Here is a 20,110-nt window from a genome sequence, read left to right on the forward strand (position 1 = left end):
TGAAGCTGGCTCCTCGACCTGGGCTCGAACCAGGGACCTACGGATTAACAGTCCGGCGCTCTACCGACTGAGCTATCGAGGAATAGATCTGCACTGCTATTGCTTGTGGGGGCAACCCCATTCGCGTCGTCTTCCGACCCGAAGCATTGTTGTTCTTCTGGCTCCTCGACCTGGGCTCGAACCAGGGACCTACGGATTAACAGTCCGGCGCTCTACCGACTGAGCTATCGAGGAACAGAGGCGCGCATTGTAGGTAGTGCGCGCCCTTTCGTCAAGGAAACAGCCGCAGTTTTTGGATGATCTGCGGCTGTGTTCCGGTCAGTCTCAAACCACCGCAGCGATCGCCTTTGCCACGTAGCCGATGTTCTTGGTGTTGAGCGCGGCGAGGCAGATGCGGCCGGTCGACACCGCATAGATGCCGAACTCGCTCTTCAGGCGTTCGACCTGCGCAGCACTCAGGCCGGTATAGGAGAACATGCCGCGCTGCTTGATCACGAACGAGAAGTCCTGTGCCACCCCGGCGGCCTTGAGCGCTTCGACCAGACCGGTGCGCATGGCGCGGATACGGTCGCGCATGCCGGCGAGTTCGTCTTCCCATTGCTGGCGCAGTTCGGGCGAGTTCAGCACCGCGGCAACGACGGCGCCGCCATGGATCGGCGGGTTGGAATAGTTGGTGCGGATCACGCGCTTCACCTGCGACAGCACGCGGCCGCTTTCCTCCTTGCTCGCGGTAATGATCGAGAGCGCGCCGACACGTTCGCCATAGAGCGAGAAGCTCTTCGAGAACGAGCTGGAAACGAAGAACTGCAGCCCGCTCGAGGAGAAGGCACGTACCGCGACCGCATCGGCTTCGATGCCGTCGGCGAAGCCCTGGTAGGCCATGTCGAGGAAGGGAATCAGGCCGCGGTTGCGGCAGGCGTCGACCACCTCGGTCCATTGCTCGTCGGACAGGTCTGCACCGGTCGGGTTGTGGCAGCAGGCATGCAGCACGATCACCGAGCCGGCGGGCAGGCTTTCCAGCTTGGCCTTCATGCCGGCGAAGTTCACGCCGCGGGATTCCGGTTCGTAGTAGGGGTAGGTGTCGACCGGAAAGCCGGCGGACTCGAACAGCGCGCGGTGGTTCTCCCAGCTCGGGTCCGAAATGTACACCGTGGCCCCCGGAACGAGGCGCTTGAGGTAGTCGGCGCCCACCTTGAGTGCGCCGGTACCGCCGAGCGCTTCGACGGTCACGACCTGGCCGTTGGCGATGAGCGCGGAATCCTTGCCCAGCAGCAGGTTCTGCACCGCGTTGTTGTAGGTGGCGGGGCCTTCGATGGGCTGGTAGCCACGCGGCGGCTGCGCTTCGAGGCGAGTTTTCTCGGCCGCGCGAACAGCGCCCAGCAGCGGAATCTTGCCGTTGTCGTCGTAGTACACGCCCACGCCGAGGTTCACCTTTTCGGCGCGCGTATCCGCGTTGAAGGACTCGTTAAGACCGAGGATCGGGTCACGGGGCGCCATCTCGACGGCGGAGAAGATCGATGCGGACATGTGGACTCCAAGAGCTTGGGGTTCTCGCCCGTCGAGCATGGAAACAGACCGTGCCTTGACGTGCGATTTGGGAAATAATCGACGTTTGCCCGTGCTGGTGGCCCAATATTCGCCGCCAGTCGAAACAATCGGAAATTCTAGCATGCAGAGTCCAGGCGACAGTGTTTCGGCGAGCAGGACAGATATCGTCACCTTCGATGGCAGCCCGTTCCGGCTGCATCGGCCGTTTCCGCCCGCAGGCGACCAGCCCGAGGCGATCGCAAAGCTGGTGGAGGGGGTCGAAGACGGTTTGATGTTCCAGACCCTGCTCGGGGTGACCGGCTCCGGCAAGACCTACACCATGGCCAACGTCATCGCCCGCATGGGGCGCCCGGCACTGGTGCTGGCGCCGAACAAGACGCTGGCGGCACAGCTCTATGCCGAGTTTCGCGAGTTCCTGCCCGAGAACGCGGTCGAGTATTTCGTCAGCTACTACGACTACTATCAGCCCGAGGCCTATGTGCCCTCGCGCGACCTGTTCATCGAGAAGGACTCTTCGATCAACGAGCACATCGAGCAGATGCGCCTGTCGGCCACCAAGAGCCTGATGGAGCGGCGCGATGTGGTGATCGTCGCCACCGTGTCGTGCATCTACGGTATCGGCGATCCGGTCGATTACCACGCCATGATCCTGCATCTGCGTGAAGGTGAGCGCGTTGCCCACCGCGATCTCATCCAGCGCCTGGTGGCGATGCAGTACACCCGGTCGGACATCGATTTTCGCCGCGGCACCTTTCGCGTACGCGGTGACGTGATCGACGTGTTTCCATCCGAGAACGCCGAGCTTGCGATCCGGATCGAGCTGTTCGACGACGAGGTCGAGCACCTGACCCTGTTCGACCCGCTGACCGGTCAGCTGCGGCAGAAGCTGGGGCGCTTCACGGTGTACCCCTCGAGTCACTACGTCACCCCGCGGGCGACGGTACTGAAGGCAATCGAGGCGATCAAGGAGGAGCTGAAGCTGCGGGTGCAGCAGTTTCAGCAGGACGGCAAGCTGGTCGAAGCCCAGCGCATCGAGCAGCGCACCCGCTTCGATCTGGAGATGCTCAACGAAATGGGCTTCTGCAAGGGGATCGAGAATTACTCTCGGCATCTGTCCGGGCGCGGACCGGGCGAACCGCCCCCGACCCTGATCGACTATCTGCCGGCCGATGCGCTGATGTTCATCGACGAGTCACACGTGTCGATCGGCCAGGTCGGCGCGATGTACAAGGGCGACCGCTCGCGCAAGGAGAATCTGGTCGGCTATGGATTCCGCCTGCCGTCTGCGCTCGACAACCGACCGCTGAAGTTCGACGAGTTCGAACGCCTGATGCCGCAGACCACCTTCGTGTCGGCCACGCCCGCCGCCTATGAGGCCGAGCACCAGGGCCAGGTAGTCGAGCAGGTGGTGCGCCCGACCGGACTGATCGACCCCGTGGTCGAGGTCCGCCCGGCCGCCACCCAGGTGGACGACCTCCTCGGCGAGATCAAGAAGCGCACCGCGGTGCAGGAGCGCATCCTGGTCACCGTGCTGACCAAGCGTATGGCCGAGGATCTCACCGATTACCTCGGCGAAAATGGCATCCGGGTGCGCTATCTGCACTCCGACATCGATACCGTGGAACGGGTGGAGATCATCCGCGACCTGCGCCTGGGCGAATTCGACGTGCTGGTCGGGATCAACCTGCTGCGCGAGGGGCTGGACATTCCAGAAGTGTCTCTGGTGACCATCCTCGATGCGGACAAGGAGGGGTTTCTGCGTTCGGAACGCTCGCTGATCCAGACCATCGGCCGGGCCGCCCGCCACATCAACGGCACCGCGATCCTTTATGCCGATCGGATCACCAACTCGATGCGTCTCGCAATGGGTGAGACCGAACGTCGCCGCACCAAGCAGATTGCGTTCAACCTGGCGAATGGTATCGTGCCGCGGACCGTCACCAAGCGGATCAAGGACATCATCGACGGGGTCTACTCGGCAGATGACCAGAAGCGCGCGTCGGTGGCGGCGGAGGCGCGGGCAGACTATGCGCTGATGGACGAAAAGGCGCTTGCCAGGACGATCAAGAAGCTGGAAAAGGAGATGCAGGATCATGCGCGCAATCTCGAATTCGAGAAGGCCGCCGCGGCACGGGACGAGTTGTTCCGCCTGCGCGAAAGAGCATTTGGCGCAGATCAGCACGGAAACAGCTAAGAGGTGCAGGAAATGAAACGGGTGCTGTTCGTATGTTCCGGAAATATCTGCAGATCGCCGACTGCAGAGGGGATTGCCCGCCATCTGATCTCGACGTCGGGGCTGGAGTCCCTGATCGAGGTCGGTTCGGCGGGTATCCAGGGCTACCACGCAGGGGAGGCGCCCGATCCGCGTACGCGCAAGGTCGCAGCGCAACGGGGGTACGATTTGTCGACGATCCGGGCGCGCAAGCTCGAGGCGGAGGATTATCAGCGCTTCGATCTGCTGCTGGCAATGGACCGCGGGCATCTCGAGCAGATGATGAAGAACTGCCCCGAGGTGTACCGGATCAAGCTCCGGCTATTCCTCGAGTTTGCCGAGGAAGCGCTGGAGAGGGAGGTTCCCGATCCGTACTATGGCGGGCCGAACGGGTTCGAGTTCGTGCTCGATCTGTGCGAGCAGGGTGTGGATGGTCTGCTGAAGCAGTTGGTGGCCACGGACGGGAAATGACCCCCTGAACCACGCAAAATGAACTGGCCGCCCGAAGGCGGCCAGTTCATTCGGTTCGGCTGCGGCCAGATCCGACCGCAGGATACGCGCTTACTTTTGGGTCTCGACCTGTTGCAGCGGCTCTTCCACCACCACTGCCGCAGGGCGCGGCTTGCGCCCAAGGCGTTCGGGTTCCGGGGCACCGGTGCCGAAGTTTGCCTTCTTCTCCAGGCTGGTCTCGACCAGTTCCAGTCCGGCTTCCTCGAGCACGCCAGTCAGGTCGATCGGCGCTGTCGCAGCGGTGGCAACGGGCGCAGCTGGCGCAGGCGCCACGTTTTCGCCGAGCGGGGGTGTCGTGTCGGCCACGAGCGGTGACGGAGCGGCGATCGACTCGATAGACTCGGTCGGACGCTCGACCTCGACGACCGTGCTCGGTTCGCTCGGTTCGGACAGCTCGACGACGGGCGCCGCTTGCTCCGGTTCGTCAGCGCTCACCACGGCAGGCGCCAGAACCGGTTCCACGATCGCAACCTGTTCCGAAATCGCTTCCGCTGCAGGTTCTGCCGCGGGCATTTCGACCGCGGCCGGTTCGGGAGCAGGAGACTGCTGAGCGGCCACCGGAACCTCCACCGCGACCGGCAACGGAGCAGGCTCCGAAACGGCGGCGATCTCGACTGGCTCGGGGGCCGATGCCGTTTCGATCACGACCGGCAGTTCCGCAGCGACGACGGGCTCGACCACCACAACGGCGGCTTCGCTGACGACCGTTGCGGGTTCGGTCGTGGCTGCGGCGGCCTCGTCGGCGGTCTCGCCGCTGCTCGGCTGCAGTTCGCCGTTTTCCTGCGCTTCGCCCGGACGACGGTCGCGACGACCACGGCTGCGACGGCGACGCTTCTCCGGCGCGCCCTCTTCGGTTGTGGGGACTTCGGCAGCCGGTGCAACGACCGCAACCGCGCTTGATGCTTCGCCCGCACTGATCGCCAACATCTCGACACTGGCCTCGGCGGCCTTGTCCAACTCCTCCTGACGCGGCTGGCGCTGGCGTCCACGACCGCGGCCACGACCACCTTCTTCGGCGCGGTCGGTCCGCTCGGTGCGTTCGCCACGTTCCTGCTTGTCCTGAGTCTGACGTTGAGGCTTGTCGCGTTCTGCGCTTTCGCCACGGTCGGCGCGCGCCGCGTTGCGACCGCTGCTTGCCTCGGCTTCGGTGCGCTCACCGCGTTCTCCGCGCTGACCGTCGCGACGCCCGTTGCGACCACCGCCGTTACGGCCACCGCCGCTACGCTCGCCCCGACCACGGGTTTCGCGCTTGGGGGGCGTTTCGACGACCGGTTGCGGTGCGACTTCAGGCGTCTTGTCCGAGCTGAACCAGCCAATGATGCGGGCGATCAAGCCCTTCTCCGCGGGCGCGGCGACCGGCGCAGCTGCCTCGGCCTGGGCGCGGTGTTCGACCAGCGGCGCGGGCTGAGCCGCCGAAATACCCTTTACGGCAGCCTCCTGGCGCACCGGCTTGTCGCCTTCCTTGATCGGCATGCCGGTTTCCGAGGCGACCGGCTGCTGCACCATCTGATAGCTGGCGAGCGCGATGTCTTCCTGGTTCAACTGGTCGTGGCGCAGACGGATGATCTCATGCGCCGGCGTTTCCATATGGCGGTTCGGGACGATGATCAGCTGAACCTTGTGGCGGAACTCGATGCGGGCGATGTCGACCCGCTTCTCGTTGAGCAGGAAGGTCGCGACATCCACCGGCACCTGCAGATGCACGGCACCGGTGTTGTCCTTCATCGCTTCCTCTTCGAGGATGCGGATGATGTGCAGCGCCGAAGACTCGGTGCTCCGGATGTGGCCGGTCCCGTTGCAACGCGGGCAGGTGATGTAGCTGGTCTCGGCCAGGGCCGGACGCAGGCGCTGGCGCGACAGCTCGAGCAGGCCGAAGCGGCTGATCTTGCCGGTCTGGACGCGGGCACGATCGTGGCGCAGCGCGTCGCGCAGGCGGTTCTCGACTTCGCGCTGGTTCTTCTGCGACTCCATGTCGATGAAGTCGATCACGATCAGGCCGCCAAGGTCGCGCAGGCGCAACTGACGGGCGATCTCGTCCGCAGCCTCGAGGTTGGTGCGGAAGGCGGTTTCCTCGATGTCGGCACCCTTGGTGGCGCGGCCCGAGTTGACGTCGACCGAGACCAGTGCTTCGGTGTGGTCGATGACCACGGCGCCGCCCGAGGGCAGGCCGACCTGGCGCGAGTACGCCGATTCGATCTGATGTTCGATCTGGAAGCGCGAGAACAGCGGCACGTCGTCCTGGTAACGCTTGATCCGATTGACGTTGCCCGGCATCACGTGAGCCATGAACTGATGGGCCTGCTCGTGAATCTCGTCGGTGTCGATCAGGATCTCGCCGATATCGGGCTGGAAGTAGTCCCGGATCGCACGAATCACCAGGCTGCCTTCCTGATAGATCAGGAACGCACCGGTCTGGCCCTGGGCGGCGCCTTCGATGGCCGTCCACAGCTGCATCAGGTAGTTCAGGTCCCACTGCAGTTCTTCGGCGCCACGGCCGATTGCAGCGGTACGGGCAATCAGGCTCATGCCCGACGGCACGTCGAGCTGGTCCATGACCTCGCGCAGCTCGGCGCGCTCGTCACCCTCGACGCGGCGCGATACGCCACCGCCGCGCGGGTTGTTCGGCATCAGCACCAGGTAACGGCCGGCGAGCGAGATATAGGTGGTGAGCGCCGCACCCTTGTTGCCGCGCTCGTCCTTCTCGACCTGGACGATCAGTTCCTGGCCTTCGCGCAGGGCTTCCTTGATGCTGGCCTTGCTCGCATCCACGCCGGGCTGGAAATAGGAGCGCGAGATCTCCTTGAACGGCAGGAAACCGTGACGCTCGGCACCGTAATCGACGAAGGCGGCCTCGAGGCTGGGCTCGAGGCGGGTGATGACCGCCTTGTAGATGTTGCTCTTGCGTTCTTCCTTGTTGGCCGACTCGATATCGAGATCGATCAGTTTCTGACCGTCTACGATCGCGACGCGAAGTTCTTCGGCCTGCGTCGCATTGAAAAGCATGCGCTTCATTTGGATCGTCTCCCGCGCAATGGACACGGGCAGGACGAACGGCGCGCACCATCGCGCTCTCCGGGTTCAGGAGCAGTTGGGTAGGGCTACTTAAATCCGGTGGTTGGATAAGGGCTGTGATGGGTCGGCTGGTCGATATTCTCTTGTTCCTGCCCGCTTTGGTCCTCGGACCTGCCGGCAGGATCATTTGATCCTGCTTGTGTGTTGCGCGTCTAAATCCAACCGCGAGGCTGGATGGGTATGTAGAAGTTTGTCGATTGCGTTACCATCGGCGCCCTTTCAGGGCTACGTGTGGCACGCTACGGTTTTCCGGGAGCGCTCGTGCGGGCTCATCGTCGTCCATCCTCCACCGCCTTGTGGCGCGAGGGGATGCCGACCGCAACCGGAAGCAACCGCACGGAAGTATATTTCAGGATGATGATTCAAGGCAAAGCGATTGCGGTGCGGCACGAGCGGATCGATGAATCCGCGGCGGGTCAGCGCATCGACAACTACCTGATGCGGATTGCGAAAGGGGTGCCCAAGAGTCACGTCTATCGCATCCTGCGCAGCGGGGAAGTACGCGTCAACGGCGGACGGGTGCAGCAAACCTACCGGCTGGCGATCGGTGACGAGATCCGCATTCCGCCGATGCGGGTGTCGGAGTCTGCGCAGTCGAACCCGCCGCCGCCAGGCAAGGCATTGCCGGTGGTGTTCGAGGACGACGCGGTGTTGGTCATCGACAAGCCGGCGGGCAAGGCCGTACATGGCGGCAGCGGCATCAGTTTCGGCGTCATCGAGCAGTTGCGCGTGCAGCGTCCCGAATTGCGCATGCTGGAACTGGCGCATCGCCTCGATCGCGATACGTCGGGGCTGCTGATCGTGGCCAAGAAACGCTCGGCGCTCACCGTGCTGCACGACATGATGCGCGACGGGGCGATGGAGAAGCGCTATCTCACCCTGGTCCCCGGGCGTTGGGTCAATCCGGTCCAGCATGTGAAGGTGCCGCTGTACAAATACCTCACCGCCGAGGGCGAGCGCAGGGTGCGGGTCAGCCCCGACGGCAAGGCATCGCACAGTATCGTGCGCCTGGTGCGGCGCTGGAAAAGCTACAGCCTGCTCGAAGTGGAACTGAAAAGCGGGCGCACGCATCAGATCAGGGTGCATCTTGCGCATCTCGGCTTTCCGCTGTGCGGCGACGACAAATACGGTAACTTTCCCCTCAACAAGGCGCTCGAAGCCGAAGGACTCAAACGCATGTTCCTGCACGCGGCAAAACTGAGCTTCAGTCATCCGCTGACCGGCGAGGCCCTGGTGTTCGAGGCCGCGCTGCCCCCGGAGTTGCAGCAGTTCATCGATCGGCTCGATGCGCGGGAGCCGGAAGACAATGGCTGAACGCTTCGATCTGGTGGTGTTCGACTGGGACGGGACGGTGCTCGACTCCGCCGCGGCCATCGTGAGCGCGATTGGCGCGGCGTGCCAGGATCTAGGTTTGCCTCAGCCGTCCGACGAGCGTGCCCGTTACGTGATTGGCCTGGGGCTGGGCGATGCGCTGCGGCATGCGGTGCCGGAGTTGCCGGAGCAGGATTACTCTCGCATGGTCGAGCGCTATCGCCACCACTATCTCGCGTCCGATCACGAGCTCACCCTCTTCCCCGGGGTGGCCGCCACCATCGCATGGCTGGCCGGGCAGGATCGCCTGCTGGCGGTGGCGACCGGCAAGAGCCGGGCCGGACTGAATCGCGCGCTCGAGCATTCGGGGCTCGGGCAGTTCTTTCACAGCACGCGCTGCGCCGACGAGTGCTTCTCCAAGCCCCACCCGGCGATGCTGGAGCAGATCATGGATGAGCTCGGGGTGATGCCCGAGCGCACCCTGATGATCGGCGACACCACCCATGATCTCCAGATGGCGAAAAACGCCGGGGTATCCGGACTTGCCGTGACCTTTGGCGCGCATCCGGCTGCGGTCCTGCGTGCCGCCGCGCCGGTGGCATGTGTCGATACCCCGCAGGAGCTCGATGCATGGCTGCGGGCAAACGTCTGATCTGTGCGTCTGTTGCGCTCGAAGATGGCGGTGACGGGATCCGCTTCGAGGTCGGTGACGGCGTGCGCCCGAATCCCGCTTTTGCGGTGCGCTATCGCGGACGGGTGTATGCCTACCTCAACCGCTGCGCCCATGTTCCGGTCGAGATGGACTGGATGGAAGGCAAGTTTTTCGACATGAGCGGGCACATGCTGATCTGCGCGGTTCATGGCGCGCATTACGATCCGCGCAATGGCCGCTGCCTGATGGGGCCATGCAAGGGTGCTTCCCTGAAGCCGCTGGCCATTGTCGAAGACGACGGCAAGGTTTATCTGATCGAGCAGTAGCCTTGTCACGTCTGAGGTGACGTATCGGGTCAGGTCCCGCCTGCCAGCAGCAGAAAGAGGGCGGGACGCTTCGTGATCTGAGGGGTCTCGCTCGCCCGCCAGGCGCGGACGGTGCGGGTCAGCACTAGTTCGCCGGGCGTGCTCAGGTCGCAGGCGACACAGAGCCGGGTGTCCGGGCTGCAGATGCGGAGCAGGGCCTCGAACATGCGGTCGTTGCGGTAAGGGGTTTCGATAAAGATCTGTGTTCTGCCGATGCGACGGGATTCGTCTTCGAGTGCCCGCAGGCTGGCATCGCGCTCGCTTTCTGCAACCGGAAGATAGCCGTGAAAAGCGAAACTCTGGCCATTGAGGCCGGACCCCATGAGTCCGAGCAGAATCGACGACGGACCGACCAGCGGCACTACCCGTATGCCCAGCGCGTGTGCTCGCGCCACCAGGCGGGCGCCCGGATCGGCCACTGCCGGGCAGCCCGCGTCGGACATGAGGCCGATATCCTTGCCGTGCAGTGCAGGGGTGAGCAGGGCGTCCAGTGCAGCATTGTCGGCGGTGGCGGGGAGTTCCTGGATATCGGTGTCACGCAGGACGCCGGGAAAGTCGATCTGCTTGAGATGGGCGCGTGCAGCGCGGGCGTTCTCGACCACGAAGTGTTGAATCGAGGCGGCACGCTGCTGGACCTCCGCCGGCAGAAAGGATGGCCATGCCGCCTCGCCGAGACTGACCGGCACCAGGTACAGTGCTCCCTGTCCGGCTCTGCTCATGGAAGCTGCACCCCTTCCGCGCGCAGCATGCGCGCAAGGGCGATAAGGGGCAGGCCGATCAGTGCGGTGGGGTCGTCCCCGCTGAGCGCATCGAGCAACGAGATTCCCAGGCCTTCGGACTTGGCGCTGCCTGCGCAGTCGAGCGGCATTTCGATCTCTACATAGCGGCGGATCTCATCCCCGCTCAGCGTGCGAAAGCGTACCCGGGTCGCGACGCCTTCGCACTGCATATGCCCGCTGCGGCTGTTCAGCAGCGCGACGGCGGTGTGGAACACCACTTCGCGGCCGCTCATCTGCTGCAGCTGCGCGACCGCTCGATCCACCGTTCCGGGTTTGCCGAAGATGTCATCGCCCGCGTAGGCCACCTGGTCGCTGCCAATGATCAGGGCGTCCGGGTAAAGGCCGGCAACGGCCAGCGCCTTGTCCCGCGCGAGGCGTTCGGCCAGGCCGGGGGGGGATTCGCCGCGCTGCGCGCTTTCGTCGGTCTCTGGCCGGGTCGTCTCGAAAGGGAGGTTGAAGCGCTCCAGCAGCTGCTTGCGATACAGGGAGGTTGAGGCGAGAACGATTTTCATGAGTTTGGAAGTCGAAGGCAGGAGGCTGGCGGGCGAGACTGCGTCGCAATGGGCTTTGACAGCTGCGACGAAAAAATAATATCATGCGCGGCTTATGTCTAACCAAGACTCCAAACCCGGTCATATCGCGGATGTATTCAAGTTCGCAGCCGAACAACGCAGCCTGTCGGGCAAGGTCGAAGTCGCTTCGATGTTGCGATTGTCGGATCAGCTGACCGATACGGCCGGTGTCGTGGAGTATCGGATCGACGGAAGCAGGGAGCCGGAAAGCGGGCCCCGTCTGCATTTGACGATCGACGGGCGGCTGATGTTGCGTTGTCAGCGTTGTCTGGGTGGCCTTGGTTGGGATCTGGCGGTCAGTACTTTGCTTCAGCCGGTTCGTGCCGGTCAGGAAATTCCTGACGACGAGCTGGAAGACGATGAGGTCGATGCGATCGAGGTCGGGGACGATCTGGATGTGCTCGGTCTGATCGAGGACGAGATTCTTCTCGCTCTGCCGATTGCGCCCCGTCATGATGAATGTGAATCGCCTCGCCCCGATGGCGGAGCAGAAAAGAAATCGCCTTTCGCTGTGCTGTCCGGATTGCGTGGCAACAGCGGTGCAGTTTAGGTAACGTTTTGATTTAGGAGTTTTTCATGGCCGTCCAGCAGAACAAGAAGTCCCCCTCCAAGCGTGGCATGCATCGTGCGCACGATTTCCTGACCGCACCGGCGCTGGCCGTCGAAGCGACCACCGGTGAAGTCCACCTGCGTCACCATATCAGCCCGAACGGCTTCTACCGCGGCAAGAAGGTTGCAAAGGCCAAGGGCGAATAAGTTCGCGTCCTGATCTGAAGGAGGCGGCGCAGCGCGCAATGCGCCTGCGCCGCCTTTTTTATCCCCAATTTCTGAATCACGCGAGAAGCCGATGGGTGTCACCATTGCAATCGACTGCATGGGTGGCGATCACGGTCCGGTCGTGACCGTGCCTGCTGCGCTGTCCTTTTTGCGCAGCCATCCTGCTGTGCACGCGATCCTGGTCGGGCGCGAAGAGTCGCTCACGCCGCTGCTCGGACACGCGCTGGCGGAACTCGGTCCCCGGGTCCGACTGCATCATGCGTCCGAGGTCGTCGGCATGGACGAACCGCCTGCCAGCGCCATGCGCAGCAAGAAGGACTCGTCGATGCGGGTCGCCATCGATCTGGTCAAGGCCGGCGAGGCGGCGGCTGCCATTTCGGCGGGTAACACCGGCGCACTGATGGCGATCTCCCGGTTCGTGCTGAAGACGCTGCCCGGCATCGATCGCCCCGCGATCAGTTCGATCCTGCCCACGCTTCGCGGGCACACTTACGTGCTCGATCTCGGCGCCAACGTCGACTGCACCGCAGAGCATCTGTTGCAGTTCGGGATCATGGGATCGATGCTGGTCGCTGCGGTGGATCATGTCGAGCGTCCGCGGGTCGGATTGCTCAATATCGGCGAAGAGGCGATCAAGGGTAACGAGATCGTCAAGCAGGCCGGAGAGTTGCTGCGCGGCAGCGGCCTCAATTTCTACGGCAACGTCGAAGGGGACGACATCTACAAGGGCACCGCGGATGTGGTGGTCTGCGACGGGTTTGTCGGCAACGTTGCGCTCAAGACCTCGGAAGGACTTGCCCAGATGCTGTCCACCTTCCTGCGCGAAGAATTCGGGCGCAATCTCCTGACTCGCGCGATGGCCCTGGTGGCACTTCCGGTCCTGAAGAAGTTCAAGCACCGGGTCGATCACCGACGATACAACGGCGCGGTACTGCTCGGGCTGCGGGGCGTCGTGGTGAAGAGCCATGGCTCGGCGGACAGCTTTGCATTCGAGCAAGCCATCGGTCGTGCCGCGGATGCTGCAGGGAACCAGTTGATCGAACGGATCAGCAGAAAAATGGCGAGCATGAGTGAGGTCGCGGCATGATCTACGCAAGAATCTCGGGTACCGGCAGTTACCTGCCCGGAGAACCGGTCAGCAATGACGATCTCGTCAAACGCGGGATCGATACCTCTGACGAGTGGGTCACAACCCGCACCGGGATTCGTGCCCGCCATCTCGCCTCGGCCGATGTCGGCTCCAGTGACCTCGCACTGTTTGCTGCCGAACGCGCCATCGAGGCGGCCGGGTGCGAACCGGAGGACATCGACCTCATCATCGTCGCCACCTCGACGCCTGACTTCATCTTCCCGAGTACGGCAGCGCTGCTCCAGTCCAAGCTCGGGATTCGCAACGGCGCGGCGGCCTTCGATGTGCAGGCGGTCTGCAGCGGTTTCGTCTATGCGCTGACCATTGCCGAAAAATTCATCCGTTCGGGTAGCAACAAGCGTGCGCTGGTCGTCGGCGCCGAGGTGTTCTCCCGCATTCTGGACTGGTCTGATCGCAGCACCTGTGTGCTGTTCGGCGACGGTGCCGGGGCGGTGGTGCTGGAAGCATCCGAAATGCCGGGTATCCGCACCACGGCGCTTCATGCCGATGGTAGCCATCACCCCATCCTGTGCGTGGCCGGCGGCGTGGCTGCCGGGCAGGTCATCGGCGATCCCTTCCTGCGCATGGATGGACAGGCCGTGTTCAAGTTCGCGGTCAAGGTGCTCGGCGATGTCGCGAACGAGGTGCTGGAAGCGGCAGGGGCCACGGTCGACAGTGTCGATTGGCTGATTCCCCATCAGGCCAACATTCGTATCATCCAGGCTACCGCGCGGCGACTCGGCGTGTCGATGGAGCGTGTCATCACCACCGTCGAGAGCCACGGCAACACCTCGGCGGCATCGATCCCGCTCGCCCTCGATCTGGCTGTGCGCGACGGGCGCATTCGCCCCGGTCATCGAGTGATCATCGAGGGGGTCGGCGGCGGGTTCACCTGGGGCGCGGCCCTGATCGATTTCTGAGTTCTTCCTCGATGCAAACGGAGAAATGATGGCTTTTGCGCTGGTTTTCCCCGGTCAGGGGTCGCAATCGGTCGGCATGATGGCCGCCTACGGTGAATCCCCTGTCATTCGTAACACCTTCGCCGAGGCGTCCGGCGCCCTGGGCGAGGATTTGTGGCAGATGGTCAGTGAAGGCCCGGCCGAGCGTCTGGCGCTCACGGTCAATACCCAGCCGCTGATGCTGACCGCCGGCGTTGCCGCCTACCGCGCGTGGCTGGCGGCGGGCGGGCCGCGGCCCGGGCTGGTTGCCGGGCACAGTCTGGGTGAATACTCCGCCCTGGTTGCTGCAGGAGCGCTGACTTTTGCCGACGCCGTACCGCTGGTCCGTTTCCGTGCGCAGGCCATGCAGGAGGCCGTACCGGCGGGCGAGGGCGCGATGGCGGCCCTGCTCGGGCTCGAAGCCGACGCCGTGCGCGAGGCTTGCAGCGAAGCTGCGCAGGGCGAGGTGGTCGAGGCGGCGAACCTGAACGCTCCCGGTCAGATCGTGATTGCGGGGGCCAGGGCCGCAGTGGAGCGGGCGATCGAGGCCGCCAAGGCGCGCGGTGCAAAACGTGCAATGCTGTTGCCCGTATCCGCGCCCTTTCATTGTGCATTGATGCGTCCGGCCGCCGAACGCCTTGCCGAGCGGCTGGCAACGATTGACGTCAGCATGCCTTCGATTGCCGTGCTCAACAACGTGGATGTCGCCAGCTACAGCGAGCCGGCGCAGATTCGCGACGCATTGGTGCGTCAGGCGTTTTCGCCGGTGCGCTGGATCGAATCGGTGCAGGCAATGGCTGCGCGCGGGATGACCCATGTCATTGAATGCGGGCCGGGCAAGGTGCTCGCGGGCATGACCAGGCGGATTGCCAAGGTAGTGGAGGGCGGGTCGGCACACGACGCCGCCAGTCTGGAGCAAATGATTGCAGCAGTGAGGTCGGCATGAGCTTTTCCCTGGAAGGACAGATCGCGCTGGTGACCGGCGCATCGCGCGGCATCGGTCGTGCGGTTGCGCTCGAACTGGGCAAGTTGGGAGCCACCGTCATCGGCACCGCAACTTCGGCGAACGGCGCAGCCGATATCGCTGCAGGGCTTGAAGAGGCCGGACTCAAGGGTACCGGACTGGCGCTCGATGTCACCGATGCACCGGCGTGCGAGGCCGTGGTCGGGGAGATCGAGAAGCGCTACGGTGCAGTCGGCATCCTGGTCAACAATGCCGGCATCACCCGTGACAACCTCGCGATGCGGATGAAGGACGACGAGTGGGATTCGGTCATCGATACCAACCTCAAGTCCGTGTTCCGGATGTCGCGACTGGTGATGCGTGGCATGATGAAGGCCCGTAATGGCCGCATCATCAACATCACTTCGGTAGTCGGCAGTGCCGGAAACCCCGGGCAGGCAAACTATGCGGCGGCAAAGGCCGGCGTGGCCGGAATGAGTCGCGCCCTGGCACGTGAACTGGGTAGCCGCAATATCACGGTCAATTGCGTGGCACCGGGTTTCATCGACACCGACATGACACGAGCGCTGCCCGACGCCGCGCGCGATGCGCTTCTGGGGAATATTGCACTGGGCAGGCTGGGACGGCCGGAGGAAATCGCCGGCGCCGTCGCTTTCCTGGCTTCACCGGCCGCCGCCTATGTCACTGGCACAACACTGCATGTCAATGGTGGCATGTACATGTCGTGATCGCTCGCCGCGATAGCGGAAGCGGTCCTTTTTGGTAGAATACACGGGTTTTTTTCTTACACATCTGCATTTTCAGGGAAGGAGTATGTTCATGGAGAACATCGAACAGCGCGTCAAGAAGATCGTTGCGGAGCAACTCGGCGTAAACGAATCGGAGATCAAGAACGAGTCCTCGTTCGTGGATGATCTGGGCGCGGATTCGCTGGACACCGTGGAACTGGTCATGGCACTGGAAGAAGAGTTCGAGTGCGAGATCCCGGACGAAGAGGCTGAAAAGATCACCAACGTTCAGCAGGCGATTGACTACGTCAGCGCCCACCTCAAGAAGTAATTCTGCTTTCCTTCCGGACTTCGCCGCGGCGGAGTCCGGATCGATCCTTATTCTCCGCCTTGATTCCTTACGGAGGCGCCCGTGTCGCGTCGTAGAGTCGTCGTCACCGGTCTGGGACTCGTCTCGCCGGTCGGCAATACTGTTCCAGAAGCCTGGGACAACCTGATTGCCGGCAAGAGCGGCATCGGTCCCATCACCCGTTTCGATCCGAGTGCATTTGCTGCCCGGATTGCCGGTGAGGTCAAAAATTTCGATATCGCTGCCTATCTTTCCGCGAAAGAGGCACGCCGCATGGATGTATTCATCCACTACGGTATGGCAGCCGGCATCCAGGCAGTTCGTGACTCCGGAATCGAGGTAAACGAAGCAAACGCCGAGCGTATCGGTGTCAACATCGGCTCCGGCATTGGCGGTCTGCCAATGATCGAAGATACCCATGATGACTACCTTGCCGGCGGGCCGCGCAAGATTTCACCGTTTTTCATCCCGGGTACGATCATCAACATGATCTCCGGAAACCTGTCGATCATGTTCGGTCTTAAGGGCCCCAATGTCGCGGTGGTGACGGCGTGCACCACCGGGCTGCATGCGATCGGTCTCAGTGCGCGCATGATCGAGTACGGCGACGCCGACGTCATGGTGTGCGGGGGCGCCGAGTCCACCGTGACCCATCTCGCGGTCGGCGGGTTCTCGTCGGCCAAGGCGCTGTCCACCCGCAATGACGACCCGGCGACTGCAAGTCGTCCGTGGGACAAGGGGCGCGATGGCTTCGTGCTGGGCGAAGGTGCCGGTGTGCTGGTGCTCGAGGAGTATGAGCATGCGGTCAAGCGTGGTGCAAAGATCTACGCCGAACTTGCCGGTTTCGGCATGAGCGGTGATGCCTACCACATGACCGCGCCGGACATGGACGGGCCGCGGCGCAGCATGGTGAATGCGCTCAAGAATGCCGGTGTCAATCCGGACGAGGTTCATTATCTCAACGCCCATGGCACCTCGACTCCGCTCGGCGACAAGAACGAGACCGAGGCGATCAAGCTGGCTTTCGGTGCCGATACCGCCAGGAAACTGGTGGTCAATTCGACCAAATCGATGACCGGTCACTTGCTTGGCGGCGCAGGCGGCCTGGAGTCGGTGTTTACCGTGCTGGCGGTCCATCACCAGATTTCGCCGCCGACGATCAACATCTTCGAGCAGGATCCGGAGTGCGATCTGGACTACTGCGCGAACGTGGCGCGCTCGATGAAGATCGACGTGGCCATGAAGAACAATTTCGGTTTCGGCGGTACCAACGGAACCCTGGTGTTCCGCAAGGTGTAGGCGATGTAGGCGGGAGGCGTCGATGGCTTACCCGCTTGCGATCGCATTGCAGTCCTCACCGGGTCTGCTGGCGCCAGTCCTGGCCGCACACGCTGCGGTGGGGCTGGCGCTTTATCATTCCGGTCTCGGCTCGTGGACGCTCGGGGGGTGCGGGCTGCTGGTGCTTGTTTCTGGGTTTTCCGCGGTCGTGAGCGAGTGGCGAAAGCGCGGTCTCGTCCTCATCCTGCATGAGGACGGCGGCGCCAGTCTCCAGCGCACAGGACTCGCGCCCTGCGTTGCACGGATCGGTCCGGGGGCGGTCGTGTTCTCAGGCGTGATCTGGTTTCGGCTGGAGTTGCTCGAAGCCGAGCGCTGGCGGCGCAGGCATCTCCGAATGATGCTCGTCGCCGGCAATGTGCAGGCCGGACAGTGGCGCGCGTTCAGAGTCTGGCTTCGCCACCGGGCACTCAGGCTGGCGGCTGTTTCTGCCTGAAACGGGGCGGACGCAACACGGTGTCGCGGGCGAGGGGCAGCGTGTCCGGATAGTCGCGGGAGTGATGCAGGCCGCGGCTTTCCTTGCGTTTGAGGGCGCAGCGCACGATCAGATCTGCAGTCACGACCAGATTGCGCAACTCGATCAGGTCGTTCGACACCCGGAAGTGCGAGTAGAACTCGTGGATCTCGCGCTCGAGAAGACGGATGCGGTGCTGGGCACGTTTGAGCCGCTTGGTCGTACGTACGATGCCGACGTAATCCCACATCGCCCGACGCAATTCAGCCCAGTTGTGCGAGATCACCACCTCCTCGTCGGCATCGGTCACCCGACTCTCGTCCCATGCCGGCAGTGCAGGCATGGATTCGACCGGTTTCGCGAGGATGTCCTGGGCAGCCGCCTCGCCGAATACCAGGCACTCGAGCAGCGAATTGCTGGCCAGCCGGTTCGCGCCATGCAGACCGGTGCCTGCCGACTCTCCGACTGCGTACAGGCCGGGAACATCCGTTCGTGCCGCCAGATCGGTGACGATGCCGCCGCACGAGTAGTGCGCGGCCGGGACGACCGGGATCGGTTCGCGCGTGATGTCGATACCGAGTTCGAGGCAGCGTGAGTAGATATTCGGAAAGTGCCCGCGCAGCCAGTCTGCTGGTTTGTGGCTGATATCGAGGTAGACGCAGTCGAGGCCGCGCTTCTTCATCTCGAAATCGATGGCGCGGGCGACGATATCCCGTGGTGCGAGCTCTTCCCGGGGGTCGTGTTCGGGCATGAAGCGGGTGCCGTCGGGAAGTCGCAGCAGCCCGCCTTCGCCGCGGACCGCCTCGGAGATCAGGAACGACTTTGCTTGCGGGTGATAGAGACAGGTCGGGTGAAACTGGACGAACTCCATGTTCCGCACCCTGCATCCGGCGCGCCAGGCCATCGCGACTCCGTCGCCGGTGGCGACGTCCGGATTGGTGGTGTACAGATATACCTTCCCCGTCCCCCCGGTCGCCACCACGGTGTTGCGGGCGCTGATGGTGATTACCTGGTCTTGGTGGATGTCGAGCACGTAGGCGCCGACGCATCCGGCGCCCGGCATCCCGATCTTGTCGCCCAGCACGAGGTCGATCGCGATATGGTGTTCGAGTATGTCGATATTCGGATGGGCCAGCACTTCTTCGCCCAGAGTCGCCTGCACCGCGGCGCCGGTCGCGTCCGCGGCATGAATGATGCGCCGATGCGAATGCCCGCCTTCCCGGGTGAGGTGGTAGCCAAGGACGGACTGGTCTTCGCGGGTAAAGGGGACACCGCGGCCGATCAGCCATTCGATCGCCCGCTTTCCATGCTCCACGACGTAGCGCGTTGCCGCCGGATCGCACAGCCCGGCCCCGGCGGTCAAGGTATCCTGGATGTGGGCTTCGATGCTGTCGGCGGTGTCGAGCACGGCGGCGATGCCGCCCTGCGCCCACGCACTTGCGCTATCGGTAAGCTGTCGCTTGGTCACGATCGCCACCTTCAGGTGATCGGCGAGTCGCAATGCCAGCGACTGACCGGCGGTGCCACTTCCGAGAATCAGGACATCGTACTGTTTGTGCAAGATGACGACCGTGCGAAGGGTGAAAGCGTGGAAATATATCACGCAGCCCGGTATCCGGATGCTCGGCCTGAGCTCCCGCGCAGCCTCGCCCGATATCGTCGGACGCCAGCGTGGGCGCCGGATACCCCTGTCGCCGTCTGAACTAATTCGCCACCGACCTGTCTTGAGACGTACTACTTCATTTTGCTGAGTGTGCAAGCGGTCGCTTATACTTCTGCGGTTTAGTCACTTTCCGAAGAAGAACAGACCTCCAATGAGCGATCGCGAAATCGATCAGCAACTGGTCGAACGCGTACAGCGCGGCGACAAGCAGGCCTTCAGCCTGTTGGTAACCAAATACCAACGCAAGCTGCAGCGGCTGCTTTCGCGCCTGATTCGCGATCCGGCCGAAGTTGAAGACGTGGCCCAGGAAACGTTCATCAAGGCATATCGTGCCCTGAGTTCGTTCCGGGGTGAAAGTGCGTTTTATACATGGCTATACCGAATCGGGATCAATACCGCGAAGAACTATCTGGTGTCGCAGAAGCGTCGCGCGCCTACGTCCACCGGTTACGACTCCGAGGAGGCCGAGACATTCGAAGATGGTGACCAGCTTCGCGACAACAACACGCCCGAGCGCCTGCTGATGACCCGGCAGATTGCGCAGACGGTGGATGAAGCGATGGCTGCACTGCCGGAGGAATTGCGCACGGCAATCATGCTGCGCGAACTTGAAGGACTGAGTTACGAGGAGATCGCCAACATCATGGACTGTCCGATCGGAACAGTGCGTTCCCGGATCTTCCGTGCCCGTGAGGCGATTGCTGAACGACTGCGGCCGTTGCTCGACACGGCGCCGGATAAACGTTGGTAGG

General features: G+C 63.3%; 20 protein-coding genes and 2 tRNA genes. 15 read left to right on the forward strand and 7 right to left on the reverse strand.

The features are described 5' to 3' along the window. Window positions 1-6: 6 nt before the first annotated feature. The 3 genes from AC3A35_RS15335 to AC3A35_RS15345 all read right to left on the reverse strand — a co-directional run bounded on the left by AC3A35_RS15335 (window position 7) and on the right by AC3A35_RS15345 (window position 1,527). Window positions 7-82 (reverse strand) — tRNA-Asn (locus tag AC3A35_RS15335). 76 nt (window positions 83-158) lie between these two features. Further along, window positions 159-234, reverse strand: a tRNA-Asn gene (locus tag AC3A35_RS15340). Window positions 235-324: 90 nt separating this feature from the next. Further along, a complete protein-coding gene (locus tag AC3A35_RS15345; protein ID WP_487437029.1) occupies window positions 325-1,527 on the reverse strand; it encodes an amino acid aminotransferase in 1,203 nt (400 codons plus the stop codon). 142 nt (window positions 1,528-1,669) lie between these two features. Between AC3A35_RS15345 and uvrB the strand changes: the two genes are divergently transcribed. Both uvrB and AC3A35_RS15355 read left to right on the forward strand, forming a co-directional pair. Next, window positions 1,670-3,742, forward strand: coding sequence for an excinuclease ABC subunit UvrB (uvrB, locus tag AC3A35_RS15350; RefSeq protein WP_487437031.1), 2,073 nt, complete (start codon window positions 1,670-1,672; stop codon window positions 3,740-3,742). Window positions 3,743-3,754: 12 nt separating this feature from the next. Continuing rightward, complete coding sequence (locus tag AC3A35_RS15355) at window positions 3,755-4,231, forward strand: low molecular weight protein-tyrosine-phosphatase (protein WP_487437033.1); 477 nt, start codon at window positions 3,755-3,757, stop codon at window positions 4,229-4,231. A 90-nt stretch (window positions 4,232-4,321) separates the two neighbouring features. Here AC3A35_RS15355 and AC3A35_RS15360 read toward each other — a convergent pair whose 3' ends face one another. Beyond that, window positions 4,322-7,282 (reverse strand): Rne/Rng family ribonuclease, encoded by a 2,961-nt coding sequence (locus AC3A35_RS15360; protein WP_487437034.1) that lies wholly within the window; start codon window positions 7,280-7,282, stop codon window positions 4,322-4,324. Window positions 7,283-7,696: 414 nt separating this feature from the next. On the opposite strand from AC3A35_RS15360, the gene AC3A35_RS15365 reads away from it, so the two are divergent. The 3 genes from AC3A35_RS15365 to AC3A35_RS15375 are packed head-to-tail and all read left to right on the forward strand — an operon-like array spanning window position 7,697 to window position 9,631. Continuing rightward, complete coding sequence (locus AC3A35_RS15365) at window positions 7,697-8,656, forward strand: RluA family pseudouridine synthase (protein ID WP_487437035.1); 960 nt, start codon at window positions 7,697-7,699, stop codon at window positions 8,654-8,656. Continuing rightward, a complete protein-coding gene (locus tag AC3A35_RS15370; RefSeq protein ID WP_487437037.1) occupies window positions 8,649-9,305 on the forward strand; it encodes an HAD-IA family hydrolase in 657 nt (218 codons plus the stop codon). The genes AC3A35_RS15365 and AC3A35_RS15370 overlap by 8 nt, the downstream gene beginning before the upstream one ends. Next, a complete protein-coding gene (locus AC3A35_RS15375) occupies window positions 9,284-9,631 on the forward strand; it encodes a Rieske (2Fe-2S) protein (RefSeq protein ID WP_487437038.1) in 348 nt (115 codons plus the stop codon). The genes AC3A35_RS15370 and AC3A35_RS15375 overlap by 22 nt, the downstream gene beginning before the upstream one ends. A 29-nt stretch (window positions 9,632-9,660) precedes the next feature. On the opposite strand, the gene AC3A35_RS15380 is transcribed toward AC3A35_RS15375, so the two are convergent. Together AC3A35_RS15380 and AC3A35_RS15385 are read right to left on the reverse strand one after the other, a co-directional pair. Further along, window positions 9,661-10,389, reverse strand: a complete 729-nt coding sequence (locus tag AC3A35_RS15380; RefSeq protein WP_487437039.1) for an SAM-dependent methyltransferase — start codon at window positions 10,387-10,389, stop codon at window positions 9,661-9,663. Continuing rightward, entirely contained in the window at window positions 10,386-10,961 is a 576-nt protein-coding gene (locus AC3A35_RS15385) for a Maf family protein (RefSeq protein ID WP_487437040.1), read from the reverse strand. Before AC3A35_RS15385 ends, AC3A35_RS15380 begins: the two co-directional genes overlap by 4 nt. A 94-nt stretch (window positions 10,962-11,055) precedes the next feature. On the opposite strand from AC3A35_RS15385, the gene AC3A35_RS15390 reads away from it, so the two are divergent. From AC3A35_RS15390 to AC3A35_RS15430, 9 genes are all read left to right on the forward strand, one after another. Then, the gene (locus AC3A35_RS15390; protein ID WP_487437041.1) at window positions 11,056-11,571 is read left to right on the forward strand and encodes a YceD family protein; all 516 of its coding nucleotides are present in this window, start codon (window positions 11,056-11,058) and stop codon (window positions 11,569-11,571) included. Window positions 11,572-11,597: 26 nt separating this feature from the next. After that, on the forward strand, window positions 11,598-11,777 hold the full coding sequence (gene rpmF / locus AC3A35_RS15395; RefSeq protein WP_108948205.1) for a 50S ribosomal protein L32: 180 nt from the start codon (window positions 11,598-11,600) through the stop codon (window positions 11,775-11,777). Window positions 11,778-11,868: 91 nt separating this feature from the next. Continuing rightward, a complete protein-coding gene (gene plsX, locus AC3A35_RS15400) occupies window positions 11,869-12,885 on the forward strand; it encodes a phosphate acyltransferase PlsX (protein WP_487437042.1) in 1,017 nt (338 codons plus the stop codon). Further along, entirely contained in the window at window positions 12,882-13,847 is a 966-nt protein-coding gene (locus AC3A35_RS15405) for a beta-ketoacyl-ACP synthase III (protein ID WP_487437043.1), read from the forward strand. The genes plsX and AC3A35_RS15405 overlap by 4 nt, the downstream gene beginning before the upstream one ends. A gap of 28 nt (window positions 13,848-13,875) precedes the next feature. Further along, entirely contained in the window at window positions 13,876-14,811 is a 936-nt protein-coding gene (fabD, locus tag AC3A35_RS15410) for an ACP S-malonyltransferase (RefSeq protein ID WP_487437267.1), read from the forward strand. Continuing rightward, window positions 14,808-15,557, forward strand: coding sequence for a 3-oxoacyl-ACP reductase FabG (gene fabG / locus AC3A35_RS15415; protein ID WP_487437045.1), 750 nt, complete (start codon window positions 14,808-14,810; stop codon window positions 15,555-15,557). The genes fabD and fabG overlap by 4 nt, the downstream gene beginning before the upstream one ends. A gap of 91 nt (window positions 15,558-15,648) precedes the next feature. After that, window positions 15,649-15,888 (forward strand): acyl carrier protein, encoded by a 240-nt coding sequence (gene acpP, locus AC3A35_RS15420; RefSeq protein WP_487437046.1) that lies wholly within the window; start codon window positions 15,649-15,651, stop codon window positions 15,886-15,888. Window positions 15,889-15,969: 81 nt separating this feature from the next. Beyond that, complete coding sequence (fabF, locus tag AC3A35_RS15425) at window positions 15,970-17,205, forward strand: beta-ketoacyl-ACP synthase II (RefSeq protein WP_487437048.1); 1,236 nt, start codon at window positions 15,970-15,972, stop codon at window positions 17,203-17,205. Between the two features lie 22 nt (window positions 17,206-17,227). After that, window positions 17,228-17,677 (forward strand): hypothetical protein, encoded by a 450-nt coding sequence (locus AC3A35_RS15430; RefSeq protein WP_487437049.1) that lies wholly within the window; start codon window positions 17,228-17,230, stop codon window positions 17,675-17,677. Here the strand turns inward: AC3A35_RS15430 and nadB are convergent. Then, window positions 17,652-19,256: an L-aspartate oxidase gene (gene nadB, locus AC3A35_RS15435; protein WP_487437050.1), complete on the reverse strand. Its 1,605-nt coding sequence runs from the start codon at window positions 19,254-19,256 to the stop codon at window positions 17,652-17,654. The genes AC3A35_RS15430 and nadB overlap by 26 nt on opposite strands. A 253-nt stretch (window positions 19,257-19,509) precedes the next feature. Between nadB and rpoE the strand changes: the two genes are divergently transcribed. Beyond that, a complete protein-coding gene (gene rpoE, locus AC3A35_RS15440; protein ID WP_487437052.1) occupies window positions 19,510-20,109 on the forward strand; it encodes an RNA polymerase sigma factor RpoE in 600 nt (199 codons plus the stop codon). Window position 20,110: the final 1 nt, after the last annotated feature.

This window comes from Azoarcus sp. Soil_N_20 (genome assembly GCF_057656155.1).